Genomic DNA, 24,282 nt, shown 5'->3' on the forward strand with positions numbered 1-24,282 from the left:
TTCGCGCTGTCGGGCGCGTGCGTTCACCGCTTGCGGTTCGCCTTCGGCGCTCCACTCGGTTATCCCTACGCCCGTCCTCTCGCGGACGAGAACGCCGAACCGGAGGCGCTGTTCCGAAGGATCCAAGTGGTGTCGCCACCACCGACTCGCGGTGGTGAGCCGTGGCAGACCGGTATGAAGCTGGCGGGGCAACCGTTCGACCCCGAGACCGGCGCCGGCAAGCTCGCTGACGTCACGTTCGATGAGGGCATTCCCTCGCTTGACGCGGCCGCCCCGGACACGGTGGTGCTCGACGAGTGGTTCCGGGTTCCGCGGCAGGAGGGCCACGTCGACTTCCCGGGGGACGACCACGGCCGGTACGCACTGTCGATCAAGTACTGGAGCCCGATCCCCGAGGGTCAGACGTCGACCCGGAAGACAGTCTCGTACTACAACGACGACCTGACGATGAAGTGGGGCCGCACGCCGGCGGTGGGGGACTGGGTCGCGGTCAGTTTCGACGCGTTCTTTCCGCCTGAGCGGGACAGCGCCGACCTCATCCTGCAGATCGGCGAGTGCGACGGCCGCTGCGGCGCCGGCCCGGCCGCGTGACGCCCGACACGCCGCTGAGCTGCTGAAGTGAGGGCGGCGCGGGGCGCATCCGGCCAAATCGGGAATCAACGGGCGTCGACAGGTGGGTTCACCACTGTCACCAGGTAAGACGACAGTAAAATGGCGGATGCACGGCTGCGCTCGGGTCGGCAGGCTCTAACCAAGAAACTTGGGGGGAGCAGAGAAGATGATGACCGAGCGAAATCCCGCACTGCTGGAACCAACCGTTCAGAGCGACGCGGCCCTGCGCCGCAGCCGCCTGCTGTTGCACGCCAGCGAGGCGCTGGCCGCCACCTCCACCACGTCCGACGTCCTGGCGACCGTGCCGGCGCTGCTGCGGGACGCGCTGTCCGCGACGCACGCCGCGGTGGTGCTGGCCGGCATCACGCCGAGTCCGCGCGGCCCGGGGGTGGCCGTCTCGGACGCGTTGACCGGCACGGCGATCCGCGACCGGCACTCCCAGTACTACGAGAGCCCGATGGACCTCATGATCGTCCACCCGGGACTGGCCGAGGCGCTCGACGACCTGGGCTGGCAGGCCGCCGTCTGCGCGCCGCTGCCCGACCAGGCCGGCGCCGTGCTCATCGCGTGGGACGAGCCGCAGACCTTCTACGTGTTCGACCGGGCCGTCATCGCCACGCTCGCCCTCTACATCGGGCAGGCGCTCGACCGGGCGGTCAAGCACGACGCCCGCGCCGCCATCACCGACACGCTGCAGCAGGCCATGCTGTCGCAGCTGCCCGACGTCGACGACTACGACCTGGCCGCCTACTACCGGGCCGCCACCGCCCAGCGGGTCGGCGGCGACTGGTACGACGTGATTCCCGGCCCGAACGACCGGCTGGCCCTGGTCATCGGCGACGTGGTCGGCCACGACACGGCCGCCGCGGCGAAGATGGGCCAGCTGCGCAACATGCTGCGGGCCTACCTGGTCGACCGCCGCGAGCCGCCGTCGGCCCTGCTGCGCCGGCTCGACGCGGCCAACCACGCGCTGGGCGAGCCGACGATGGCCACCGCCGTGGTCGCGTTCATCGACCGGGCTCCCAACGGCGGCTACCGTCTGCGCTGGTCGAACGCCGGTCACCCGCCGCCGGTGATCATTCAGCCCGACGGCGAGGTGCGCCCGCTGACCGGCAACGACATGCTGCTGGGGGCCCGCCGCGGCAGTCCCCGCCACACGTACACGGCTCCGCTGCCGGCCGGTTCGACGGTCCTGCTGCACACCGACGGCCTGGTCGAGAAGCGCGGCCAGACCATCGACGACAGCTTCGACCGCCTCTACCGGCGGCTGCGCGTCCGCAACTTCGGCATGCCGCGCGACCTGCTCACCCGCCTGGCCGGCGAGATGCCGGCCGATCGCGACGACGACATCGCCATGCTGGCCGTCCGCATCCCCGGCCGCCTCTGACCAGCCGGTCGAGACGGCCGCCTCTGCCCCGCCGGTCGAGACGGCCACCACTGAAGCAGCGACGAAAGGGTCAGTCCTCGTCCTCGCAGTTGCGGCCGCGGGCGATCAGATCCTCGAAGTCGGCCATCTTGTTCCGCATCACCCGCAGGTCGTCGTCGAGCTCGGCCCGCTGCCGGTGCAGGCGCTGCTCCTGATCCTGCAGGATGCGCAGGCGCTGCCGGGAGTGCTCGGGCGTGCCCGGCCCCAGCGCCACGAATTGCCGCACCTCGGCCACCGGCATGCCGGTCCGCCGCAACGCCTGAACGAGCCGGACGAATCGGACTGCGCCCGGACCGTACCGGCGGCGCCCGTCGGAGGTGCGCCCGACCAGCGGTATCAACCCTTCCCGCTCGTACCAGCGAAGGGTGTCGGGGGTCAGGCCGGTCAGCTCGGACACCTCACGGATGCCGAGCGCGGAAGTCACCGAGGTCGTCACCCGGCAACGGTACGTCGCGGCGGCCTCAGTCCAGGTCGGCCAGGTCGAGAACGAACCGCCAGCGGACGTCGTTGCGGGCCAGCCGGTCGAGCGCCGGGCCGACGTCGCGGGCCGGAACCTTCTCGACGTCCGCGACGATGTGATGGCGGGCGGCGAAGTCCAGCATTTCCCGCGTACGGGACCGGCCCGCACTGCCGGAAGCGGCCAGCCGCTTGAACCCGTACAGCAATGCCATCGCCTCCGGTTCGTAGCGATCCGGGATGCCGAGCATGCACAGGGTGCCGTCCATCCGAAGCGCCCGCAGGTACGGCGACGGGTCGTGCTTGGCCGACGCGGTGTCCAGCATGAAGTCGAACCGGTCGCCCTGGGCGGCCATCGCCTCGCCGTCACCCGAGATGATCACCTCGTCGGCGCCCAGATCGCGCGCGGCCGCCTCCTTGCCGGGCGAGGTGGTGAAGACGGCCACCCGGGCGCCCAGCGCCTTGGCGAACTTCACTGCCAGGTGGCCGAGACCGCCCAGCCCGACCACGCCCACCAGCTGCCCCGGGCCCACGTCCCAGCGGCGCAGCGGCTCGAACACGGTCGCCCCGGCGCACATCAGCGGCGCCACACCGGCCGGGTCGAGGCCCGGCGGCAGCGGGTACGCGAACGACTCGCGCACGACATAGTCCCTGGAGTACGCGCCGAGCGTCACACTGCCGTCGACGCGATCCTTCCCGCCGTACGTAGTAGTGGGAAATTCACGGCAGAACTGCTCGGCCCCGGAGCGGCAGGCCGGGCACACGCCGCACGAGTCGACGATGTTGCCGACCGCCACCGGATCGCCCACCCGGAAGCCGGTCACCTCGCTGCCCACGGCCGTGACCTCGCCGGTGAACTCGTGCCCCGGAACCAGCGGTCCGGCCCCGGCGGTCAGCGCCTCGGCCGCGTGCAGGTCGCTGTGGCACAGGCCGCACCAAGTGACGCGGACCGCGAGGTCGTCCGGGCGCAGCGTGCGGCGCTCGAACGCGTACGGCTCCCAGCGGCCACCCGGAACCGTCAGTGCCATGCCTTTCGTCTTCATGGCGGCGACGCTAGGCGCTGGAGCGCACTCCAGCGCAAGCCGTCAGTGCCGGTCCAGCTGGGGGAGTTCCTGGTCGGCGCCCGGGCCCGCGGTCAGCCGGGTGGTGAGCGTGCGGACCAGCGGCAGCGCGGCCACCTTGGTGCCCCAGCGCAACGCCTGGACGCCGGCGCGGCTCTCGGGGGCGGCGATGCGGGGGACGCCCGGCGGCAGGTTCTGCGCGTCCTCGACGAGCGGGCGCATCCATTCCTCGTAGCGCGCGAACGCCTCGGCCGGCTCGCCCTGGGAGAGGAAGGCGGCCAGCACGTACGCGCCGGTCAGCGCGAGCGACGTGCCGCCGCCGGCGATCGGGGTGACGCACCAGGCGGCGTCGCCGAGCAGGCACACCCGGCCCTTGTGCCAGGTCGGGCTGACGATCTGGCGCAGCCATTCGACGTACAGGTCGTCGGCCACCTCGAACCCGTCCAGGATGCGCGGCACCTCCCAGCCCAGGTCGGCGAACTTCTTGCACAGCTCCCGCCGGACCGTGTAGCCGCTCAAGCCCTCGAGCACGGGGGTGTCGGCCCGGAAGTTGAGCATGGCCCGCATGGTGCCCTCGTCGTCCGGCCGCAGCGAGATCTGCCGGGCCTCGGGCGCCACCAGCACCCGCCACCAGTTGTCGTCCTGCGGCTCGCGCTCGATGGTGCCGTAGGTGACGTACATGCCAAGTTCGCGTTCCTCGGGCTCGTCGCCGAAGACCAATTGGCGCGTACGCGATCCGGCGCCCTCGGCGACGACGACCAGATCGAAGCGTTCGCGCTCGCCGCTGCCGAAGGTGACGTCGGCGCCCTTTTCGTCCTGCTCGATGGCGGTGATCTCGTCGCCGAACCGCCACTTCACGCTGCTCGGGCAGGCGTCCACCAGCAGGTGCGACAGCGCGCCGCGCAGGATCTCGAGTTCCGCCGTCGGCCCGTCCGACCCGCCCTCGCTGACCGGGAACTCCGAGATGACCGTGCCCGCCTCGTTGACGAACCGGGTGCCCACCTCGCCCGTGTTGCGTCCGCGCACAGCCTCCTCAAGACCCATACGCCGGATGACTTCGCGACCCGTCGCCCGTACGTCGATGTTCTGCCCGCCTTCGCGCAGGACCGCCGCCCGCTCGAGCACGGTGACCTCGAAACCGGCCTCAGCCAGCCAATACGCCACCGCCGGACCGGCGATGCTCGCCCCCGTGACCAATACCCGTGTGCTCACCACGCCCCCTAGAAACTTTCACGGTCAAACTATCAAGCGCTGATACGGTTTGGCCATGGAAAGTTCCGCGGCCGACGCCCAGCGCGATCTGATCGCGGCCCTGCACGAGCACGGCATGGCCTACAGCGAGCTGGGCCGGCAGTTCGGCGCCGCCATCGGCCTGCACGTCACCGACGCCACCGCCCTGGTCGAGATCCTGAGCGCGCACGGACGCGGCGTCCCCCTGACCCAGTCCGCCCTGGGCCGCCGGATCGGCCTCACCCCCGGCGCGACGTCTTCCCTCATCAACCGCCTCGAAACGGCCGGTCGCATCCGGCGTGTCCGCGACACCGCGGACCGGCGGGTGGTCACCCTGCACGCGGGCGAGAACGTCGACGCCCCGCTCGACCACTTCTTCGCCCCGCTGGTGACCCGCATGGGCACGGCGATGCACGGTTACTCGCCCGAGGAGCTCGCCGGGTTCACCCGCCTGCTGACCGGTCTGATCGCGGCCATGACCGGCTACACGAAAGAGCTGGACGGCCGCGGAACTGCACAGACGTAGCCCCGGCGGCGTCTGAGAAAGTGTGTGCGACCACGAGGAACGGCTCCGCGAGACGATGGAGGAGCACGAGTACCTGGCCCCCGATCCGGCCACGGTCTGGGCCCGCATCGAACTGCTCTCGCAGATCTACCGCCGCCGCAGCCTGATCCTGCGCTCGGCCGGCAGCGCCGTCCTCACCGCGGGCCTGGTGGCCGGCCTGGTCCAGATGCACACCTTCATCCAGGGCGGCGTCGCGGCCCACCCCGTCGCGTCCATCTCCGAATCCCCGGCGCCTACTGCTTCTGAGCCGCCGACGCGGACGCCGACGCCGGCGCCCACCCGCTCGACGAGCCCGACTCCGTTCCCCGGCGTGGCCGAGCTGGACGCCTTTTTCAACGCCGGCTACAGCTGGACCGAGGCCGAGAAGCTGGCCCGGCTGTGGCACTTCCGCGACCCCACCGACGCCAAGATCGAAGGCGGCCGCCGCCTCCTGGCCGGCGAAGACCTCCCGGTTCGCCCGCCGCGTTAGTCCTGCTCACGGTTCTCGTGCAGGGCCACGCCGGCGACGACCAGGACGACCCCGATGATCTCTTTCGCGGTCGGGATCTGGGTGAGCACGATGACGCCGACCACGGTGGCCGTGGCCGGCAGCAGCGACACCATCAGCGCGTAGGTCGCCCGGGGGAGCCGGGTCATGGCGAGCTGGTCACTGACGTACGGAATGACCGACGAGCAGATGCCGACGCCGGCCGCAGCCGCCAGCAGCACCGGCTCGCCGAAGGCCGGCACAGCCTGGCCGACGCCCAGGGGCAGGGCGACGACGGTGGCGATCAGCATCGACAGGGCCAGGCCGTCGATGCCGTCCACCTGGCGGCTGCGCGCGACGCGATGCCCGAGCACGATGTAGAACGCGAACAACACCGCGTTGGCGACGGCGAAGGTGATGCCGATCGGCTCGGCCACCAGCCGCACGTCGGTCAGCAGATAGACCCCGGCCACCGCGGCGGCCAGCGCGGTCACGTTGCGGCCGGTGCGGGCGGCGATCGCGGCCAGCACGATGACCGGCAGGAACTCGATCGCCGCGACCGTACCCAGCGGCAGCCGGTCCACGGCCAGATAGAACACGCTGTTCATGACGGCCAGCACGGTCGCCCAGCCGGTCAGCAGCCACCGGGTCGGCCGGTCGAGGCGTGCCCACAGCCGCCACGGCCGCCGCCACACGGCGAACACCAGCGCGGCCGTCGCGATCCGCAGCCACGCCACTCCGAGCACTTCGATGCGCGCGAACAGCAGCACCGCCAGCGCCGGCCCGAGGTAGTGGAAGACCGCGCTGACCACGAAGTAGAGGTGCGGCGGCACTCGCTGCACCACCCGCGTTCCGGCCATGCGTCTATTGTCGAAAAGCGAACCGCACGAGGCCATGAGCGATCGAAGGCGAAGGCGGCCCGATATGGCACTTCCGGAAAGCACTGCGCCGCTGGACGAGGTGAATCGACGGCTGCTCGACGAACTCGGCGCCGACCCCCGGGCCACTGTGGCCGAACTGGCCCGCCGCGTCAGCATGTCCGCTCCCGCCGTACGGGAAAGACTCGCCCGCCTCGAGCAGAGCGGCGTCATCCGCGGCTACCGGCTGGACGTCGACCCCGCCGCGATCGGCCTGCCGGTCGCCGCCTGGGTCCGCATCCGCCCCGGCCCCGGTCAGCTACCGAAGATCGCCGACCTGGCCGGCCGCACCCCTCAGGTCAGCGAGTGCCACCGCATCTCGGGCGAGGACTGCTTCCTGCTCAAGGTCCACGTCCCCGCCATCGAAGACCTGGAAGCGGTGCTGGACCAGTTCCTGCAGTACGGCCAGACCCACAGCTCGTTCATCGTGGCCACCCCGGTGGAGCCGCGCACACCCGCGGTCAGTCGCCGCGCAGCGCCTTGATGAGCTGGTCCTTCGTCATGGTGGAGCGGCCGGGGATCTTCTTGCGTTGGGCCTCGGCGTACAGCTCTTTCTTGGCGGCCTGAGGTTTCGGCTTGTCGGAGGAGCGGCGGGCCTTCGAGGGCTTGCCGAGTTCTTTCCAGCTGCTCTCGGTCATGTCCACGCCGAACTTAGCGGCGGCCTTCTTGATACGGGTGAAGGCCTCGTCGCGTTCCTTGTCGCTGACGTCTCGCACCTGGTCGAAGCGGGCGATGGCGTTGCGCACGTGGCGGGCGTCGTTGAGGGGCTCCTTGCGGACGCGGGGGAACGCGAAAGTGCTGTCCGGCATCGCGTTCCGGTCCTCGGCGTCCAGTGGTTTTCCGGTGGCCATGTTTATTGGATACCCCGCAGGTAGGCGGCAATCACCTCGTCGGCGTTGTCGACGCGGGAGCCGGCCACACGGTCGAACAGCAGGCCGTCGACCAGGGCGATCAGGCCGGGAGCGTGTCGTGCGGGGTCGGCCACGCCGGCCTTGGCCAGGGTCGATTCGGCCGCGGCCAGGAACTGGGCCCGGGCCGGCGACTCGGTGGTCAGCAGCGGATGCAGTTCGGGGTCGTCGGCCAGGTCGACCAGCAGGGCGTAGCGCACCCGGTGGTCGGCGGCCCGCGCGGCCAGCCGGTCCAGCAGGGAGGCCGGTCCGGAGGCGGGGGCCATGTCGGTCACTGTGCGGTTGGCCAGCCGGTGAACCATCAATTCGATCAACTGCCTTCGCGTACGGGCGTAGTACGACGTCGATCCGGCCGGGAGTTCCAATGTGCGGTCGATCGCCCGATGCGTCAGCGAGCGCAATCCTTCGGCCGCGACCAGGGCGATGGCCGCGTCGGCGATGGCCTCGCGGCGATCTGTGTTCGGTGACACCTTCACAGCGGTGACTCTACACGCGTAGAGTCCTCTACATGAGTAGAGTCGCGATCATCGGGGCCGGCATCGGCGGCCTCACCACCGCCATCGGCCTGCAGCGACGCGGCTGGGACGTGTCCGTCTTCGAGCGTTCCGGCGCGAACTCGCAGGTGGGGGCCGGTCTTTCGCTGTTCGGCAACGGCTTCCGGGCACTCGACGCGGTGGGTGCGGGCGATGCCGTACGGGCCATCGCCGGCCCGCCGCAGCGCCTGACCACCGGGCAGCGCCGCCGCGACGGCCGCTGGCTGGCCACTACTGCGCATTCGCTCATCTCCGAGCTGCGCGTCGTGCATCGGGCCGACCTGCACCGCGTGCTCACCGACGAACTCGAGCCGGGCACGGTGACGTACGGGAAAGAAGTTGACGGGCCTTTGGACGGCTTCGACGTGGTGGTGGCGGCCGACGGGCTGCGGTCGCCGACGCGCGGAACGGCCATCCGGTACAGCGGCTACACGAGCTGGCGCGGGGTCACGACACGCCCGGTCGACCTGCTGGGCGGCGCGGGCGAGTCGCTGGGACGCGGCGAGCGGTTCGGTCTGGCCCCGCTGCCCGACGGCCGGGTCTACTGGTTCGGCGTCGTCTCGATGCCGGCCGGCACGCCTTTCCCGGACGAGTTCGCCGAGGTGCGCCGCCGTTTCGCGAGCTGGCACGCGCCGATCGCCGAGGTGCTGGACGCCACCGACCCGGCCGCCGTCGTGCGCACCGACATCCACGACCTCGCGAAGCCGCTGCCGTCCTTTGTGATGGGCAGTGTCGTGCTGCTCGGCGACGCCGCCCACGCCATGACCCCCGACCTCGGCCAAGGCGCGAACATGGCCATCGAGGACGCCGCCACGCTCACTTGTGTGCTGTCGACACTGCCGATCAAAGACGCAATTGCGGCGTACGACGAAATCCGCCGCCCGCGTACGCAGGCGGTCGCCCGCAAGGCCCGCCTGATGGGCCGCCTGCTGCAGAGCCGCAACCCTTTGCGCGACGTGCTGCTCCGCCTGACCCCGCCGTCGGTGACCGCCCGCCAGCTGACCGCCTTGCAACAGTGGTCACCACCGGAAGTGACGCTCGCCGCCTGAACGAAGTTGCACGATTGGACAACGCCGGCCATGACGGCCGCCGGTTGAGCGAAGTTGCCCGTATGGGCGGTGCCGGCCGTTGCGGCCGCTGGTTGAGCGAAGTTGCGCGTATGGGCGGTGCCAGCCGTGGCGGCCGCTGGTGAGCGAAGTCGCGCGAATGGACACCGTCGGACAGGACATTCGCTCGTTGAGCGAAGTTGCGCGAATGGACAACGCCGGCCGTGACGGCCGCCGGTTGAGCGAAGTTGCGCGAACGGACACCGCGGAATGGCGGCCAGCAGCTAATCGTCCGGCGGGGGTGGTCACAGCCGGCGGGGCAGTCCGGTCCTAGCTGACATGACCGTCAACCACTGCCTCAGCCTGGTTCGTGCCGTCGACCGGCCCACCGCGGCCGCTCGCTACGGCCGCATGTTCGACGGGCTGGAGCCGCTGGGCACCGACCCGCAGATGCTCATGCGGGCCGGCGACGCCGGCGGGGTGTGCGACGCCGCCGCCGTGCTCGACCAGCTCGCCCCGGACGGGGACGACGCCGCCGGGGCCGCCGGATGGCCGTTCTTCGGCCAGCTGATCGCGCACGACATCACCGCCGACCGTTCGGCGCTCATGGGCGGCATCACGACCGACGCTCTCAAGAACGCCCGCGCGCCCATGCTCAACCTGGAGATGATCTATTCGGACGGCCCGGTCGGCTCGCCGTTCCTGTTCGACGCGAACGATCCGGCCAAGTTCCTGCTCTCTCCGGACGGCCACGACGTGCCGCGCAACCAGCAGGGTGTCGCGCTCATCGGCGATTCGCGCAACGACGTGCACCGCTTCGCGCTCACCCTGCACGTCGCGCTGCTCAAAGCGCACAACCGCATCGTCGACTACTTGCGCACTTATGAGCGAGCGCCCGAGTCAGAAGTGTTCGATCGTGCACGTATTGCGCTCACTTGGCACTACCAGTGGACGGTTGTGCACGATTTCCTGCCGAGGCTGGTCGGCGCCGAACTGGCCAAGGAGGTTCTGGCCGAGGGCGGGCGCTGGTTCCGGCCGAAGACGCGCGAGGCGTTCATCCCGCTCGAATTCGCCGACGCCGCCTTCCGTTACGGGCACGGCCAGATCCGGCACACCTACCAACTGGTCGAGGGAGGCCCGTACGTGCCGCTCTTTCCCGACCTGGTCGGCTTCGGCCCGCTCCGGCCCGAGCAGCGCATCGACCTGGCCCGGATCTTCGACGTGCCCGGCCGTCCGCCCGCGCAGCGCGCCAAGCGGCTCGACGGCACGCTTGCGGCCAGCCTGATCGGGCTGCCGCACCAGGTCACCGGCGACGTGGACACCGGCGCCTACCGCTCGCTGGCCGTCCGCGACCTGCTGCGCGGCGAGACGACCCAACTTCCCAGCGGCGAGGCCGTCGCCCGGCTGATGGGAGTGCCGCCGCTCGAGCTGGCTGACTGGCCGGACGGCACACCGCTCTGGTTCTACATCTTGAAGGAGGCGGAGAACGGCGACCGGCTCGGCCCGGTGGGGGGCCGGATCGTGGCCGAGGTGCTGCTGGGGCTGCTGCGGGCCGACCCGGCGAGCTACCTGAGTCTGGAACCTGACTGGCAACCTCTGCTTCCGGCCCGCGAAAGCTCCTTCGGCCTGGCAGACTTGCTCGACCCCTGATCAGGAATCGAGAAGCAGGTTGTCACACCCCCTGCCTAAGGTTTCCAGGGAAGCCGACGAACGAGGGAGCGGGGATGCACGACGCCGACAGCCACGACATGATCCGCGTGCACGGCGCACGGGTGAACAACCTCAAGGACGTCAGCGTCGAGATCCCGAAACGGCGTCTGACGGTGTTCACCGGCGTCTCCGGCTCGGGCAAGAGCTCGCTGGTCTTCGGCACGATCGCCGCCGAGTCGCAGCGGCTGATCAACGAGACGTATTCGGCTTTCCTGCAGAACTTCATGCCCTCGATGGCCCGCCCCGACGTCGACGTGCTGGACGGTCTGACCACGGCCATCCTGGTCGACCAGGAGAGGATGGGCGGCGACGTCCGCTCCACCGTCGGCACGGCCACCGACGCCAACGCCATGCTGCGCATCCTGTTCAGCCGGCTCGGGAAGCCGTACATCGGCTCGCCGCAGGCCTTCTCGTTCAACATCGCCTCGGTGAGCGGGGCCGGCGCCGTCACGCTGCAGAAGGGCGGGCGCGAGGTCAAAGAGAAGCGCACGTTCAGCCTGCTGGGCGGCATGTGCCCGCGCTGCGAGGGGCGCGGCTCGATCAACGACATCGACCTCTCCCAGCTGTACGACGAGGAGAAGTCGCTCAACGAGGGCGCCATCACGATCCCCGGCTACAGCATGGAGGGCTGGTTCGGCCGCATCTTCCGCGGCGTCGGCTACTTCGACCCCGACAAGCCGATCAAGAAGTACACCAAGAAAGAGATGGACGACCTCCTCTACCGCGAGGCGACCAAGGTCAAGATCGAGGGCATCAACCTCACGTACACGGGCCTGATCCCCAACGTCCAGAAGTCGTACCTGTCCAAAGACATCGACGCCGTGCAGCCGCACGTCCGGGCCTTCATCGAACGCGTCGCGGTCTTCAAGACCTGCCCCGAGTGCGACGGCACGCGGCTGAGCGAGGCCGCCCGCTCCTCCAAGATCAAGGGCATCAGCATCGCCGACTGCTGCGCGATGCAGATCAGCGACCTGGCCGACTGGGTGCGCAAGCTCAAAGAGCCTTCGGTCGCGCCGCTGCTCACCGCCCTGGGCGAGACGCTTGATTCCTTCGTCGAGATCGGGCTCGGCTATCTCTCGCTCGACCGTCCCTCGGGCACGCTGTCCGGCGGCGAGGCCCAGCGTACGAAGATGATCCGGCACCTCGGCTCGGCGCTCACCGATGTCACGTACGTGTTCGACGAGCCCACGATCGGGCTGCACCCGCACGACATCCAGCGCATGAACAATCTCCTTGTCCAGCTGCGCGACAAGGGCAACACGGTGCTGGTGGTCGAGCACAAGCCCGAGGCCATCGCGATCGCCGACCACATCGTCGACCTCGGCCCGGGCGCCGGCAGCGGCGGCGGCCAGGTCGTCTACGAGGGCAGCCTGGACGGGTTGCGGGCCAGCGACACGCTCACCGGCCGCCACCTGGAATACCGGGCCAAGCTGAAAGAGAAGGTGCGCCAGCCCTCGGGCACGCTCGAGGTGCGCGGCGCCGACAGCCACAACCTGCGCGACGTCGACGTGGACATCCCGCTCGGGGTGCTGACCGTGGTCACCGGCGTGGCCGGCTCGGGCAAGAGCTCACTGATCCACGGCTCGGTGGCCCCGCGCGAGGGTGTCGTGGCGGTCGACCAGGGGGCGATCCGCGGCTCACGGCGGAGCAGCCCGGCCACGTACACGGGACTGCTGGAACCCATCCGCAAAGCCTTCGCCAAGGTCAACGGCGTCAAGCCGGCGCTGTTCAGCGCGAACAGCGAGGGCGCCTGCCCCAACTGCAACGGCGCCGGCGTCATCTACACCGACCTCGGCGTGATGGCGAGCATGGCCACCACCTGCGAGGTGTGCGAGGGCAAGCGGTTCGACGCGTCGGTGCTCGAGTACAAGTTCGGCGGCAAGGACATCAGCGAGGTCCTCGAGATGCCGGTCAGCGAGGCCGCCGCGTTCTTCAAAGAGGGCGAGGCGAAAACGCCGGCGGCGGCCACGATCCTGAACCGGCTGGCCGACGTCGGTCTCGGCTATCTCAAGCTAGGGCAGCCGCTGACCACGCTGTCCGGCGGCGAGCGGCAGCGGCTCAAGCTGGCCACCCGCATGGGCGAGAAGGGCGGCGTCTACATCCTCGACGAGCCGACCACCGGTCTTCACCTGGCCGATGTGGAGAATCTGCTCGGCCTTCTCGACCGGCTGGTGGAGTCGGGCAAGTCGGTGATCGTGATCGAGCACCACCAGGCGGTCATGGCCCACGCCGACTGGATCATCGACCTGGGCCCGGGCGCGGGCCACGACGGCGGCACGATCGTCTTCGAGGGCACCCCGGCCGACCTGGTCGCCGCCCGCAACACCCTGACCGGCGAGCACCTGGCGAACTACGTAGGATCCTGACTCAACATGGAGAGCATCACCAAGAACCGGCAGTCGCTCGACAGCCTGCGAGCGATGGTGGCGCGTGCCTACGGTGACGACCAAGTTCCTTCCGGTACGTCTTCCGAGGGCGACTGGGTGCAGGAGCTCGGCCACGGCTGGTTCAACGTGGCCTACCGGCTCCGGCTGCGCGACGGCTATCAGGCCGTGCTGAAGGTCGCGCCGCCGGCCGGGGTCGAGGTGATGACGTACGAGCGCCAGGCCATGGCCAACGAGCTGACGGCGCTGTCGCTGCTGAAGCAGACGGATGTGCCGGTGCCGGTGGTCGACTTCGCCGACAGCTCCGGCGAGCTGGTCGACGCCGGCTGGTTCATGATGCGCTACGTGGATGCCGACAACTACGGCGTGATCCGCTCGACGTTGTCGGCCTGCGAGCAGGACAAGCTGGACGTGGCCGTGGGCGCCGCGACTCGCTCGCTGAACGCCCTGACCGGTCCCGCGTTCGGCCCGCTGAACGGCCCCGGCGTGCCCTCGTGGCGACAGTGCTTCCTCGGCATGGTCGCCGACGTCCTGCACGACGGCGAACGGCGCGACGTCGACCTCGACTATGCCGGCATCCACACGCTGGTCGCCGCCCACGCCGGCTACCTGGACGAGGTCACCGAGCCCCGCTTCGTCGAGTGGGACCTGTGGCCCAGCAACGTCCTGATCCGCGACGGCCGCATCGAATGCCTCATCGACCACGAGCGCGCCTTCTACGGCGACCCGCTCATCGAGGCGGGCTTCGTCGCCACCCAGCAACCCGCCTTCGGCAACCCCACCGCTTTCGTCCGCGGCTACGGCAAGGTCACCTTCACCGAGAACGAACGGATCCGCCGCCGCCTCTACAACCTCTACCTGACCACCACGATGGTGATCGAGGCCGTCTACCGCGGCCGCACCGACCCGGACCGCAACGCCTGGGCCCGGGCCCGCCTCGCCGAGGCCATGGCCCGGCTCAGCTGACGTGCGGCCCGCCGCTAGGGCTGGTCGGTGACCGCCGCGGCTTCCTCTTCCTGGACGGGGGAGCCGGTGAGGAGCTCGACCTCCCAGCGCTCGCTCAGGGTCTCGCTGTCGTCCTCGGCCTCGAGGTAGCTGCGGACCCGGACGCCCAGGCCGAGCTGGTTCGCGGCCCGCAGGTGCTCGGTCACCTCGTCGATGCTGGTCAGGTAGTACGTGGCGATCAGGTCGGTCTGCGCGGTGGTCTCGTCCAGGTCAGTCACCGCATCAGGGTATGAGGGGTGCGCGGGCGGCTTCGGCGTGGGGGCGCGGTCAGGCGCCGAGGCCGGACTGGTAGGCGAAGACGACCAGCTGGGCCCGGTCGCGGGCGCCCAGTTTGGTCATGGCCCGGCTGACGTGGGTGCGGGCCGTGGCCGGGCTGACCGTCAGGTGGGCGGCGATCTCGTTGTTGTTCAGGCCGCGGGCGACCAGGGCGACGATCTCGCGTTCCCGCTCGGTGAGGCGGGACAAGTCGGGGTGCGGGGTGAGCGGGCGGGGCGGGGCGGCGGTGAACTCGCGGATCAGCGTGCGGGTCACCGACGGGGCCAGCAGGGCGCCGCCGTCGGCCACCGTGCGGACGGCGTCGAGCAGGGCGGGCGGGCTGGTGTTCTTCAGCAGGAAGCCGCTCGCACCCGAGCGGAGGGCCGTGAAGACGTACTCGTCGTGCTCGAACGTGGTCAGGACCAGCACCCGGGTGGCGGCCAGGGCCGGGTCGGTGACGATGCGGCGGGTGGCCTCCAGGCCGTCGATGCCGGGCATCCGGATGTCCATGAGGACGACGTCCGGGCCCGTACGGCGGGTCTCGGCCACCGCGGCCAGGCCGTCGGCCGCCTCGGCGACCACCGAGAAACCGTCGGACGCCTCGAACAGGGCGCGCAGCCCCAGCCGTACGAGTTGCTGGTCGTCGGCCAGCAGCACGGTGATCATCGCGGGATCACCGCGTGGACGGCGAACGTGCCCGCCTCGGCCTCGGCGGTCAGGGTGCCGCCGGCCTGTTCGACGCGGCGGCGCATGCCGGTGAGCCCGAAACCGTCGACGTGCCCGGTGATCCGCGCCGGGTTGGAGACGTGCAGGCCGACGCTGTCCGGCCGGTGCTCGATCGTCACCCGGGCCCGCGGGTCGGCGGCGTGCTTCACCACGTTGGTGAGCGCTTCGCGCAGCACCCGGTAGGCGGTGGCGGGCAGCGGCACGGGCTCGCCGTCGACGACCAGGTCGACGTCCACCCCGGCCCGGCGGACACGGGCGCACAACTCCTCGGCCTGGGCCGGGTTCGGCGTGTCGGCCAGCCCGGCCAGGGTGGCCCGCAGCTCGTTCAGCGCCTCGGAGCTGGCGGCGCTGATCGCGGTCAGCGCCTCGACGGCCATCTCGGGGCGGGTGTCGCGCAGGTGCAGGGCGATGTCGGCCTGCATCTGGATCGCGGCCAGCCCGTGCCCGACGACGTCGTGCACCTCGTGGGCGACGCGCAGCCGTTCGGCGTCGGCGATGTGCCGTTCGGCCTCCGCCCTCTCGCGGGCCTGCGCGTCGGCGACCTGGCGGCGGGCGACCCCGATCGTGAACGGGACGACCACCCACGCGATGCCGGGCGCCAGACCGGAAAGCGAGTCTTGGAACAGGTGCAGGAGCAACACGACCAGGGCAGGAACGGACCAGGCGGCGGCGGTCCGGACGGGCCGTGCGCGGGCGACCCCGTACACACAGACGGCGAAGGACAGCAGGATCGGACCGTACGGAAAACCGATTATCAAGTACGCCGAGGTGGTGCCGGCCGCGGCGAGCACAGTGGGACCGGGCCAGCGGCGCCGCAGCATCGTGAGCGTGGCGGTGACGATGATCAGCGCGGGGGCGAGCCCGTCGACCGGCCGGTCGGTGGCCGACAGATCGTCGAGCACGGGCAGCGTGGCCAGGCCGGCCGCCACCAGGGCGACGGGAACGGCCAGGTCGCGTGCGCGCATGGAGCTACCGTGCCATGAGCGGGGCCGCGGCGCGTACGTCAGCGGGCGTACGACCGTGCCCCGACGTCACGGCCCGGCGCGCCGAGCATCCTGAAGCGCATGGTGCCCGTACATCGTAAATTCTGGCTCGTCCTGCACATCGTCTCGGCGAGCGCGTGGATCGGCGTCGACGTGATGGTGGCGGTGCTCGTCGGCGTGGGCGCATTCAGCGACGACGGCGGCCTTCGGGGCCTGGCCTATCAGGCGCTGGGGTCGTTCGTGGTGTGGCCGATGCTCGTGTCCGGGCTGATCTGCCTGGTCACGGGGGTGGTGCTGGGCCTGGGTACGAGGTGGGGGCTCGTCCGCTACTGGTGGGTCGCGGTGAAGCTGGCGCTCACCGTAGTGCTCTGCACACTCATTCTTGTGCTGCTCCGCCCCGGCATGCCGGACATTGCGGCGTACGGGGAAAGGTTGTCGGCCGGGGAGGCCGCCACCTTCGACGTGAGCAGCCTGATCATGCCGCCGATCGTGTCCCTCACGCTGTTGACCCTGGCCACGGTCCTGTCCGTCTACAAGCCGTGGGGCCGCATCCGCCGACGTCCCGTTTTCCGGCGCTCGGTGTCTCGGCGGGCGACGCCCGAACGGACAGCGACTGCCGAACGGACAGCGACTGCCGAACGGACAGCGACTGCCGAACGGACAGCGACTGCCGAACGGACAGCGACTGCCGAACGGGCAGCGACTGCCGAACGGGCAGCGACTGAGCAGGCGGCGCCGGAGCGAGCGGTCGGCGTCTGAGCCGGCGGCATCTCAGCGGGCGAGGCAGGCGACGGCGAACAGCGCGGCCAACGCGCCGTAAAGGTGGACTGTGTGGAGGCGTTCGCGCAGCAGCAACCGGTTGAGCAGCAGCGTGACGGCCGGATACAGCGAGGCGACAACCGCCGCCGGCGCGAGCGCGGCCGAGGCTGCCCCGATGAAGGCCGCGTCAGCGACGGCATCCGTGGCGCCGACGAGGAAGATCGGAACGGCGATGCCCCAGCCGAACCGCCGGGCGCCGCCGGCTCGATCGAGGCTCAACGGAGGCGGGCGCAAGCCGGGCTGTGGACGAAAGCCGACTTGTGGACAGCCCGGTTTGTCCGCTGAGTTTCGCGTAGCTTCGCCCACGTCCCTGGGTGGGCGGGGGAGGCGGTGGCGCACAACGATCATGAAAACAAGGCCAGCACGCCGCCGGTGATGCGGGCGATCGCGGTCGCCCAGATCTGGTCGGCGGCGCCGGCCTCGTGCAGCAGGACGAAATAGACGCCCAGGCCGACGGCCGCGCCCAGAGCGCACCACTGCGCCGACCGATGCGTACGGCGGTGGGCGGCGGCGACCGGCCAGCTCGCCATCGTCACGCCGGCCAGGCCGATCACCACGCCGACGCCGGCCAGGAAACCAAGTCGTTCGCCCTGGAGCAGGCCCCACACGACTGGCACCAGGGCGGCGCCGGCCGCCACCGGGGCCACCACGACCAGCGAACCGTCGCGCATGGCCCGGTAGAGCAAGCCCATCGCCGGCAGCCCGATCAGACCGGCGGCGATGCTCAGAGCCAGCCGCGGGTCATGGGGGAGGGGCACACCGCGGACGGCTATTACGACCAGCGCCAGCAGCATGGCGGCGACCTTCGAACCGATCAGGACGGTCAGCACCGGCACGCGGCGGGCCAGCAGCCCGGCCAGGAAGTCGGAGATCCCCCACGACACGGCGGCCAGCGCCGCCACGGTCATTACCAGAGCCACGACGGGGAAGGGTCCCGGTAGCCGGTGCTGGATACACAGAAGCGCATGTGGCGATGATGCCGACCGGAAAGCCGCAGGTCAGTCGCCCGCCGGAGGCCACCCGACCGGCCGACCCCGAAAGGCGGGAACGGAAACGGGCGCAGCGAAACGGCCCGCCTCCATTCGGAGGCGGGCCGTCAGATGCAGCGGATGGCGGTCAGGGCAGGGTCCAGCGCTGGTTCGCGCCGGCGAAGCAGTCCCAGATCTGCAGGCGGGTGCCGTTGGCCGACGAGTTGTTCGATGCGTCCAGGCACTTGTTGCTGCCGGTGTTGAGCAGCGTGCCGTTGGACTGGGCCGTCCACTTCTGCGCGCCGGTGCCGTTGCAGTCGTAGATCTGCACCAGCGAGCCGTTCGCGGTGCCGGCGGCGGCGACGTCCAGGCACTTGCCGAGGCCGCGGATCGTGCCGTCGGTGCCGACGGTCCAGTTCTGGGCGGTGGTGCCGTTGCAGTCGTACAGCTGCACGGCGGTGCCGTTGGCGCTGCTGGCGGCCGCGATGTCGACGCACTTGCCGGCGACGCCGGTGATCCGGCCGGTGCGGCCCGACGGCGGCGGGGTGGTCGGGCCGCTGCCGCCCATCACCGTCTCGTAGATGGCGCTGACCAGCGAGTTGGCCCCGGTCGCGTCCTGCGAGAGCTCCCAGTTCATGATGCCGCCGGCGTTGGCCAGCGCCCACTGGGTCTTGCGGCGGATCGTGGGCAGGCCGTTGTAGCACTCGCCGCTCGGGGTGCAGTCCCGGTTGGCGTTCGCCGGGTCCTGAGCGACAAGTTGCGCGTACGTCAGGTAACCGGGCCGGCTGTAGAAGGGCACACCCAGCACGGTCTTGGCCTTGGGCAGGCCCCGGTTCTTCCAGAAGTTGGCCGAGGCGATCGACCAGTCGTAGTTGGCGTGCGGGCTGCCGCCGTCGTACGCCATGATGTTGAGCCAGTCGACGTAGCCGAACACGGCCGGCTGGACGCCGTTGGCGGTGCCGCCCTCGCTGACGACGGCCGCCGTGAGCAGCTTGCCCTCGTTGTGCAGGGCGGTGCTGAGCTGCTGCATAAGCGCTGTGTAGTTGTTGCCGGAGGTGCCCGGGTCCGGGTACTCCCAGTCGATGTCGATGCCGTCCAACCCGTACTGGCGAACGGTGTTCATGACGTTGGTGACGAACGCCGTCCGGGTGCCGGAGTTCGCGGCGAGCGACTCGAAGGCGGAGTCGTTGCCGTCGTTCCAGCCGCCGATCGCGAGCGACACCTTGACGTTGTTCTGGTGGCCGAGCGTGACGAGCTGCTGAAGCTTCGACGTGTTCTCGATCGCCTGCAGGGTGCCGTTGGCGTTGGGCAGCGCGAACGAGTAGTTGATGTGGGTCAGCTTCGAGTACTGGATGCTGGTGACGCTGCCGGCCCACGACGGCATGTAGCCGACGCTCTTGAACCCGTTGGGCAGTACGGCCGCCTCGGAGGTGCCTTGGACGGCGAGTGCCGTGAGGGTGCCGACGGCGGCGACCGTGAACGCGGTCGCGGCGGCGGCCCACCGGCTTCTTCTGATTGCCATGGGGATGGTGACCCTTCGTGTCCGGCGCGGGGGATGCGCCGTGGGGATGACTCGGGTCGTTAACTTTTAGCAAGACTTACTAATAGTCGTCAATATATCTAGCGACCCCGAAAAATCGGTGAGCGTCGCTCCATGAAGGCGCGCTGCCCCTCGCGCTCGTCGTCGGAGCCCACGGTGGCCGCGATCATCTGGTGGGCGCGCGACGTCAGCGCCGGATGGGCTGCGGCTTTGATCGCTGCCTTGGCCGCCCTTACCGCGAGCGGGGCGTTGGCAGAGATCGCACTCGCCATCGCGACGACAACGGCCTCCAGTTCGGCCGCCGGCACCAGACGGTTGACGAGCCCCGCCGTCAGCGCTTCCCGATCCGCGTACGCCCGGGCAGTGAACAGCATTTCGCCGGCGTGCGCTGGCCCGACCACATGCACGAGCGTCTGGGCCAGCGCGAACGGGTAGCCGATGCCGAGCCGTGCCGCCGGTATGCCGAACGTGCTGCCCTCGGCCGCGACACGCAGGTCGGCGCTGAGCGCGAGCGCCATGCCCGCCCCGAAACAGTGCCCGCGGATCATCGCGATGAGAGGTGTGGTCAGCCCGCTCATCGTCTCGAACAGCCCGGTCAGCGTGCCCTCCCACGTCTCGCGGGCCGCTGCCGAGTCGTGGTGGGCCGCGAATTCCGAGATGTCCGCCCCGGCCGTGAAGCTCTCGCCGTCGCCTCGGAGCACGATGCTTCGAACCCCGAGGTCAAGGTCCATTTCCCGTACGGTGTTCTCGAGCGCGGCCAGCATGGCTGTCGACAGTGCGTTACGGCGGGCGGGATTGCTCATCGTCACCCAGCCGACGCCGTCACGAACCTCAGTGATGATCTCGGGCACGACGCCTGACCTTACGCGGCGGCGTTCCGCAGCGGATGGCCATCGAAGCCGCAGCCGGATTCGAACCGGCGTGATCCGCTTTGCAGGCGGCTCCCTGACCACTCGGGCATGCGACTGTGGTGCGCGTCCCTGGTGCCGACCCAGGTCTGCCATGAGGCGACGGTTTTACGGACCGCTGGACGTGCCGCCGTCCACGACGCGCACGGCTGTTCGGCTGCTGACAGCCGTCGGGTGACTGACCGGATTCGAACCGGCGACCTCCGGGGCCACGTCCCGGCGCTCTCGCCAACTGAGCTACAGCCACAGTGCCCGCACCAGGATTCGAACCTGGGACCTTCCCCGTGTGAGGGGGACGCTCTCCCGCTGAGCCATACGGACGGTGTTTCGTGCTCCGGGCTGGGATCGAACCAGCGACTTCCGCCTTGTCGAGGCGGCGCTCTCCCGCTGAGCTACCGGAACGGAGCAGGGGCGGGATTCGAACCCGCGGTTTCCGGCTTATGAGACCGGCGAGGACGACCGAACTCCTCCACCCTGCGCGTGCGCCGCCGGGGATTCGAACCCCGAACCCACGGATTAAGAGTCCGTTGCTCTACCAGTTGAGCCAGCGGCGCGTGACGTGCTTCGTGCGTGTCGCCGGGTGGGTTCGAACCACCGGCCTCCGCCTTATCAGGGCGGCGCTCCGACCTGCTGAGCTACGGCGACTGGGCCAGAATGTCTGTTCATGAGCTTGGATCTCGATGCGGCGATCTCGTTCGTGACCACCCACGCCCGCGTGCTGGAACGCCGCCGGCTGCGACACCTGCTGGGGCAGGGCTCGGCCGGCGAGGTGCTGTTCGCCCTCGACGCCCATCGCAACCCGGACGGCGGCTACGGGTGGGCACTGGAACCGGACCTGCGGTCGGCGAGCAGTCAGCCGGTGGCGGCGATGCACGCCCTCGAGGTCCTGGGTGAGGTTCGCGACACGAGTGACCGGACGGTTGAACTGTGCGATTGGCTGGCTGCGCACTCGCTCGCCGATGGCGGCATCCCGTTCGCGCTGCCCTATGCGGACACGGAGGGCAGCGCTCCGCACTGGGTCAACGCCGACCCGAAGACTTCCTCGCTTCAGATGGCGACCCAGCTGGCCGCGCAGGCACACCGGCTGGCCCGGCACCGCAAGGACGTCGCCGAGCACCCGTGGCCTCGGGCGGTGACCGACTACTGCCTGAACGGGATCGAGCAGATGTCCGCGACGCCGGCTGCCCACGAGGTGATGTTCGGGATGCACTTCCTCGACACTGTCGCGCCGGCCTCGCCTCGGGCGCGCTCGCTTCTCGACAAATTCGTTTCCCACGTACGCGTGGACGGGCCGACGCCGGTGGCCGGGGGCGCCGATGGTGAGGTGTTGCATCCGCTCGACTTCACGCCGGAAGCGGACGCGCCCTCGCGTGAGCTGTTCGACAAGGACGCCATCGCGGCCGACCTGGACCGGCTGGCCGCCCAGCAGCGACCGGACGGCGGCTGGGACGTCTCTTTCACGGCGTTCAGCCCGGCGGCCGCCCTCGAATGGCGCGGCTACGCCACCGTGCAGGCCGTCAAGGTGCTACGCGACAATTCCCGATGACGTGGACCCGGCCGGGGTCGAACCGGCCACCTCCGCTGTGCGAGAGCGGCGCTCTACCGGATGAGCTACGAGCCCTTGAAATGGTGCGTACCCGGAGCGCGATTCGAACGCGCACTGGCGCCGTCCTGAGCGGCGTGCCTCTGCCGTTGGGCTACCCGGGCGTGAGCCGGCGGCGGGACTCGAACCCGCAGCCTGCCGATTACGAGTCGGCTGCACGAGCCATTCGTGCTGCACCGGCCTGATGCTGTGCTCCTGTTGTGGTGCTGCGTTCCCCTGTGTGCGTGCTGCCCCTGTTGTGCATGCCGTGTTCCTGTCGCATGCTGCGTTCCTGTCGCAGGCTGCGTTCGTGTCGCATGCTGCGATCCTGTTGTGCCCGCCCGGCGCTGCACGGTCTGGGTCGTGCAGCGCCGGCGAGTGCCCTCGGCGCGATTTGAACGCGCACTGTCGACGTTCTCGACGTCGTGCCTCTGCCGTTGGGCTACGAGGGCGGGAAGCGGCAGGCCGGGTTCGAACCGGCGGCCTCCACCTTGGCGGGGTGGCGCTCTACCTGACTGAGCTACAACCGCATCGCTGTGCCGCGTGGACCTGGGCGGATTCGAACCGCCGACCCCCGGTCTGCCGAACCGGTGCGCTACCAGCTGCGCCACAAGCCCGCACTGAACTTCGTCCGGAGCCCCCGAGTCGAACGGGGTGTCTCACGCTCCCAAGGCGCGCGGGTTGCCGTCTCCCTCGCTCCGGATTGTTTCGTGCCATCCGCTGTGGAGTTGTCAATTAGCAATCGCACCCGGCCGCGCGGCCGGCGCAATTATCGGGGCAGCACGGAATGGCCCGCGGTGCCGTTGAATAATGATCCAGAGAAACGAAAAACCGCCGTCTCCTGTCGGGTTCGGCGGCGTGTTCTGCGCTAGCATCCGCTAGCTGCGCCACCGGGCCCGGTAGGGCTTGCCGTACAGTGCGAGGCCGCACGTCAGGACGGCACCGACATGCGGCGTAAGCAGCTGCGGTGTGATCGTGACGTTCCGCGACATCGGTCTCTCCTCTTCCCTGTCGTCCCCGGTGTGATGACTACGGTAGGCCGCCCGCCGTCGCTTGGCAACGCTATTTACTGCCACTTTCCTGGGGCCGGCTTCCGTTACTCAATAAGCTGCTCGAAGGCAACCCCGCGCCGCCGGATTGTGGATAACACGGGTCCCTGTGGATAACTCATTTCTGTCGGTCGGGCGGGATATTGTCGATCCAGCTTCCGGGCCGGCCGGCAGCCACAGGGAGGAGCCGCCGCATGAGCAGGCGTGTGTTGGTGACAGGGGCCTCGCGGGGGATCGGGCGGGCCATCGCGGTGGCCTTCGCCGAGCGCGGCGAGAGGGTGGCGGTTCACTACGGCTCAGACCGGGGCGAGGGCGAGACCACTCTTCATGCGTTGAAGGGCGAGGGGCACGTGCTGGTGAGCGGCGACCTGGGCGACCCAGCCGCGGCCAAGGCCGTGGTGCAGTCGGCTGTCGAGGGTCTGGGCGGGGTTGATGTGCTCGTCAACAACGCCGCCATCGCGCCCGGCGACAGCAATCGGCACGACATCGCCTCGGTGGATTACGAGGAGTGGCAACGGGTCTGGCGCAGCATGGTCGATGTCGACCTGCTCGGCGCGGCCAACGTGACGTACTGCGTGGCCCGGCATCTCATCGAGCGGCGGGCCGGCGGCAGCATCGTGAACGTCGGGTCGCGCGGGGCGTATCGCGGGGAGCCATCGTTCCCGGCCTACGGCGCGGCCAAGGCCGGGCTGCACGCGTTCGGGCAGAGCATGGCGGTGGCCCTCGCGCCGCACGGGATCGCGGTCGCCTCGGTGGCGCCGGGGTTCATCGGCACGGAAAGACAGCAGGCCATGCTGGACGATGCCGTGCGCGGGCAGAGTCCCTTCGGGCGGGTCGGCACGCCGGAAGAGGTGGCGGCGGCCGTCGTGCATCTCAGCTCGCCCGAGGCGGTCTGGTCGTCGGGCGCCGTCCTCGACCTGAACGGCGCCTCCTACCTACGGTGACCGTCGTTCGCCCGGTGACCGCCGTTCGCGCGGTGACCGCCGTTCGCGCGGTGACTGCCGTTCGGGCGGTGACTGCCGTTCGGGCGGTGACCGTCGTTCGCCCGGTGATCGCCGTTTGCGCGGTGACCGCGGTGACCGCGGTTCGCCCGATGCAAACAGCGGGCCGGCGCGGTTCATCCACTGGGCGGG

General features: G+C 70.1%; 25 protein-coding genes and 13 tRNA genes. 12 read left to right on the plus strand and 26 right to left on the minus strand.

Going from position 1 to position 24,282, the window contains the following annotated elements:
- The first annotated feature begins 174 nt into the window (after positions 1 to 174).
- Together OWR29_RS13495 and OWR29_RS13500 are read left to right on the plus strand one after the other, a co-directional pair.
- On the plus strand, positions 175 to 591 hold the full coding sequence (locus tag OWR29_RS13495; protein ID WP_267563097.1) for a hypothetical protein: 417 nt from the start codon (positions 175 to 177) through the stop codon (positions 589 to 591).
- 187 nt (positions 592 to 778) lie between these two features.
- A complete protein-coding gene (locus OWR29_RS13500) occupies positions 779 to 1,999 on the plus strand; it encodes a PP2C family protein-serine/threonine phosphatase (protein WP_267563098.1) in 1,221 nt (406 codons plus the stop codon).
- Between the two features lie 70 nt (positions 2,000 to 2,069).
- Here OWR29_RS13500 and OWR29_RS13505 read toward each other — a convergent pair whose 3' ends face one another.
- From OWR29_RS13505 to OWR29_RS13515, 3 genes are read right to left on the minus strand one after another with little or no spacing between them, the layout of a single operon-like run.
- Entirely contained in the window at positions 2,070 to 2,474 is a 405-nt protein-coding gene (locus OWR29_RS13505; protein WP_267563099.1) for a MerR family transcriptional regulator, read from the minus strand.
- 25 nt (positions 2,475 to 2,499) lie between these two features.
- The gene (locus tag OWR29_RS13510; protein ID WP_267563100.1) at positions 2,500 to 3,537 is read right to left on the minus strand and encodes an NAD(P)-dependent alcohol dehydrogenase; all 1,038 of its coding nucleotides are present in this window, start codon (positions 3,535 to 3,537) and stop codon (positions 2,500 to 2,502) included.
- Positions 3,538 to 3,579: 42 nt separating this feature from the next.
- Positions 3,580 to 4,767, minus strand: a complete 1,188-nt coding sequence (locus OWR29_RS13515) for an FAD-dependent monooxygenase (protein WP_267563101.1) — start codon at positions 4,765 to 4,767, stop codon at positions 3,580 to 3,582.
- A gap of 55 nt (positions 4,768 to 4,822) precedes the next feature.
- On the opposite strand from OWR29_RS13515, the gene OWR29_RS13520 reads away from it, so the two are divergent.
- Positions 4,823 to 5,311 (plus strand): MarR family winged helix-turn-helix transcriptional regulator, encoded by a 489-nt coding sequence (locus OWR29_RS13520; protein WP_267563102.1) that lies wholly within the window; start codon positions 4,823 to 4,825, stop codon positions 5,309 to 5,311.
- 22 nt (positions 5,312 to 5,333) lie between these two features.
- On the plus strand, positions 5,334 to 5,819 hold the full coding sequence (locus OWR29_RS13525) for a hypothetical protein (RefSeq protein ID WP_267563103.1): 486 nt from the start codon (positions 5,334 to 5,336) through the stop codon (positions 5,817 to 5,819).
- Here OWR29_RS13525 and OWR29_RS13530 read toward each other — a convergent pair.
- Positions 5,816 to 6,676, minus strand: a complete 861-nt coding sequence (locus OWR29_RS13530; RefSeq protein ID WP_267563104.1) for an EamA family transporter — start codon at positions 6,674 to 6,676, stop codon at positions 5,816 to 5,818. The genes OWR29_RS13525 and OWR29_RS13530 overlap by 4 nt on opposite strands.
- Positions 6,677 to 6,740: 64 nt before the next feature.
- On the opposite strand from OWR29_RS13530, the gene OWR29_RS13535 reads away from it, so the two are divergent.
- Entirely contained in the window at positions 6,741 to 7,217 is a 477-nt protein-coding gene (locus OWR29_RS13535; RefSeq protein WP_267563105.1) for an Lrp/AsnC family transcriptional regulator, read from the plus strand.
- Here OWR29_RS13535 and OWR29_RS13540 read toward each other — a convergent pair.
- Positions 7,195 to 7,584 carry a DUF6582 domain-containing protein gene (locus OWR29_RS13540; RefSeq protein WP_267563106.1) on the minus strand — a complete coding sequence of 130 codons (390 nt, stop codon included), beginning with the start codon at positions 7,582 to 7,584 and terminating at the stop codon, positions 7,195 to 7,197. The genes OWR29_RS13535 and OWR29_RS13540 overlap by 23 nt on opposite strands.
- A 2-nt stretch (positions 7,585 to 7,586) precedes the next feature.
- Positions 7,587 to 8,117 (minus strand): TetR/AcrR family transcriptional regulator, encoded by a 531-nt coding sequence (locus OWR29_RS13545; RefSeq protein ID WP_267563107.1) that lies wholly within the window; start codon positions 8,115 to 8,117, stop codon positions 7,587 to 7,589.
- Between the two features lie 32 nt (positions 8,118 to 8,149).
- On the opposite strand from OWR29_RS13545, the gene OWR29_RS13550 reads away from it, so the two are divergent.
- From OWR29_RS13550 to OWR29_RS13565, 4 genes are all read left to right on the plus strand, one after another.
- Complete coding sequence (locus tag OWR29_RS13550; protein ID WP_267563108.1) at positions 8,150 to 9,223, plus strand: FAD-dependent oxidoreductase; 1,074 nt, start codon at positions 8,150 to 8,152, stop codon at positions 9,221 to 9,223.
- Between the two features lie 336 nt (positions 9,224 to 9,559).
- The gene (locus OWR29_RS13555) at positions 9,560 to 10,870 is read left to right on the plus strand and encodes a peroxidase family protein (protein WP_267563109.1); all 1,311 of its coding nucleotides are present in this window, start codon (positions 9,560 to 9,562) and stop codon (positions 10,868 to 10,870) included.
- 74 nt (positions 10,871 to 10,944) lie between these two features.
- Complete coding sequence (locus OWR29_RS13560; RefSeq protein ID WP_267563110.1) at positions 10,945 to 13,296, plus strand: ATP-binding cassette domain-containing protein; 2,352 nt, start codon at positions 10,945 to 10,947, stop codon at positions 13,294 to 13,296.
- A gap of 6 nt (positions 13,297 to 13,302) precedes the next feature.
- Positions 13,303 to 14,280, plus strand: a complete 978-nt coding sequence (locus OWR29_RS13565; RefSeq protein WP_267563111.1) for a phosphotransferase family protein — start codon at positions 13,303 to 13,305, stop codon at positions 14,278 to 14,280.
- A 14-nt stretch (positions 14,281 to 14,294) separates the two neighbouring features.
- On the opposite strand, the gene OWR29_RS13570 is transcribed toward OWR29_RS13565, so the two are convergent.
- Genes OWR29_RS13570 through OWR29_RS13580 form a run of 3 tightly spaced genes read right to left on the minus strand, consistent with a single transcriptional unit; the run spans position 14,295 to position 16,265 of the window.
- On the minus strand, positions 14,295 to 14,537 hold the full coding sequence (locus tag OWR29_RS13570) for a phospholipase D-like domain-containing protein (RefSeq protein ID WP_267563112.1): 243 nt from the start codon (positions 14,535 to 14,537) through the stop codon (positions 14,295 to 14,297).
- Between the two features lie 49 nt (positions 14,538 to 14,586).
- Positions 14,587 to 15,240 carry a response regulator gene (locus tag OWR29_RS13575; RefSeq protein WP_267563113.1) on the minus strand — a complete coding sequence of 218 codons (654 nt, stop codon included), beginning with the start codon at positions 15,238 to 15,240 and terminating at the stop codon, positions 14,587 to 14,589.
- A complete protein-coding gene (locus OWR29_RS13580) occupies positions 15,237 to 16,265 on the minus strand; it encodes a sensor histidine kinase (RefSeq protein ID WP_267563114.1) in 1,029 nt (342 codons plus the stop codon). The genes OWR29_RS13575 and OWR29_RS13580 overlap by 4 nt, the downstream gene beginning before the upstream one ends.
- Before the next feature lie 99 nt (positions 16,266 to 16,364).
- On the opposite strand from OWR29_RS13580, the gene OWR29_RS13585 reads away from it, so the two are divergent.
- Entirely contained in the window at positions 16,365 to 17,042 is a 678-nt protein-coding gene (locus OWR29_RS13585; RefSeq protein ID WP_267563115.1) for a hypothetical protein, read from the plus strand.
- 12 nt (positions 17,043 to 17,054) lie between these two features.
- On the opposite strand, the gene OWR29_RS13590 is transcribed toward OWR29_RS13585, so the two are convergent.
- The 11 genes from OWR29_RS13590 to OWR29_RS13640 all read right to left on the minus strand — a co-directional run bounded on the left by OWR29_RS13590 (position 17,055) and on the right by OWR29_RS13640 (position 21,163).
- Complete coding sequence (locus OWR29_RS13590; protein ID WP_267563116.1) at positions 17,055 to 17,321, minus strand: hypothetical protein; 267 nt, start codon at positions 17,319 to 17,321, stop codon at positions 17,055 to 17,057.
- Positions 17,322 to 17,446: 125 nt separating this feature from the next.
- Positions 17,447 to 18,022, minus strand: a complete 576-nt coding sequence (locus tag OWR29_RS13595) for an EamA family transporter (RefSeq protein ID WP_267563117.1) — start codon at positions 18,020 to 18,022, stop codon at positions 17,447 to 17,449.
- 196 nt (positions 18,023 to 18,218) lie between these two features.
- Positions 18,219 to 19,592, minus strand: a complete 1,374-nt coding sequence (locus OWR29_RS13600) for a glycosyl hydrolase family 18 protein (protein ID WP_267563118.1) — start codon at positions 19,590 to 19,592, stop codon at positions 18,219 to 18,221.
- A 98-nt stretch (positions 19,593 to 19,690) separates the two neighbouring features.
- Positions 19,691 to 20,461, minus strand: a complete 771-nt coding sequence (locus OWR29_RS13605; RefSeq protein ID WP_267563119.1) for an enoyl-CoA hydratase-related protein — start codon at positions 20,459 to 20,461, stop codon at positions 19,691 to 19,693.
- Between the two features lie 45 nt (positions 20,462 to 20,506).
- A tRNA-Cys gene (locus tag OWR29_RS13610) sits at positions 20,507 to 20,577 on the minus strand.
- Positions 20,578 to 20,691: 114 nt separating this feature from the next.
- Positions 20,692 to 20,765 (minus strand) — tRNA-His (locus OWR29_RS13615).
- 2 nt (positions 20,766 to 20,767) lie between these two features.
- Positions 20,768 to 20,839: transfer RNA gene (locus OWR29_RS13620), tRNA-Val, on the minus strand.
- A 9-nt stretch (positions 20,840 to 20,848) separates the two neighbouring features.
- Positions 20,849 to 20,920: transfer RNA gene (locus OWR29_RS13625), tRNA-Val, on the minus strand.
- Position 20,921: 1 nt separating this feature from the next.
- Positions 20,922 to 20,997, minus strand: a tRNA-Met gene (locus OWR29_RS13630).
- A gap of 2 nt (positions 20,998 to 20,999) precedes the next feature.
- Positions 21,000 to 21,072, minus strand: a tRNA-Lys gene (locus OWR29_RS13635).
- 17 nt (positions 21,073 to 21,089) lie between these two features.
- A tRNA-Ile gene (locus tag OWR29_RS13640) sits at positions 21,090 to 21,163 on the minus strand.
- Between the two features lie 19 nt (positions 21,164 to 21,182).
- On the opposite strand from OWR29_RS13640, the gene OWR29_RS13645 reads away from it, so the two are divergent.
- Positions 21,183 to 22,064, plus strand: a complete 882-nt coding sequence (locus tag OWR29_RS13645; RefSeq protein ID WP_267563120.1) for a hypothetical protein — start codon at positions 21,183 to 21,185, stop codon at positions 22,062 to 22,064.
- A gap of 2 nt (positions 22,065 to 22,066) precedes the next feature.
- Here the strand turns inward: OWR29_RS13645 and OWR29_RS13650 are convergent.
- From OWR29_RS13650 to OWR29_RS13675, 6 genes are all read right to left on the minus strand, one after another.
- Positions 22,067 to 22,139 (minus strand) — tRNA-Ala (locus tag OWR29_RS13650).
- A gap of 13 nt (positions 22,140 to 22,152) precedes the next feature.
- Positions 22,153 to 22,225: transfer RNA gene (locus OWR29_RS13655), tRNA-Leu, on the minus strand.
- A 3-nt stretch (positions 22,226 to 22,228) separates the two neighbouring features.
- Positions 22,229 to 22,302, minus strand: a tRNA-Thr gene (locus OWR29_RS13660).
- A gap of 177 nt (positions 22,303 to 22,479) precedes the next feature.
- Positions 22,480 to 22,552 (minus strand) — tRNA-Leu (locus OWR29_RS13665).
- Positions 22,553 to 22,556: 4 nt separating this feature from the next.
- Positions 22,557 to 22,630 (minus strand) — tRNA-Gly (locus tag OWR29_RS13670).
- 14 nt (positions 22,631 to 22,644) lie between these two features.
- Positions 22,645 to 22,717, minus strand: a tRNA-Ala gene (locus OWR29_RS13675).
- 626 nt (positions 22,718 to 23,343) lie between these two features.
- Here OWR29_RS13675 and OWR29_RS13680 point away from each other — a divergent pair.
- Complete coding sequence (locus OWR29_RS13680) at positions 23,344 to 24,093, plus strand: SDR family NAD(P)-dependent oxidoreductase (protein ID WP_267563121.1); 750 nt, start codon at positions 23,344 to 23,346, stop codon at positions 24,091 to 24,093.
- Positions 24,094 to 24,282: the final 189 nt, after the last annotated feature.

It is taken from the genome of Paractinoplanes pyxinae, assembly GCF_026626335.1.
Lineage (GTDB): Bacteria > Actinomycetota > Actinomycetes > Mycobacteriales > Micromonosporaceae > Actinoplanes > Actinoplanes pyxinae.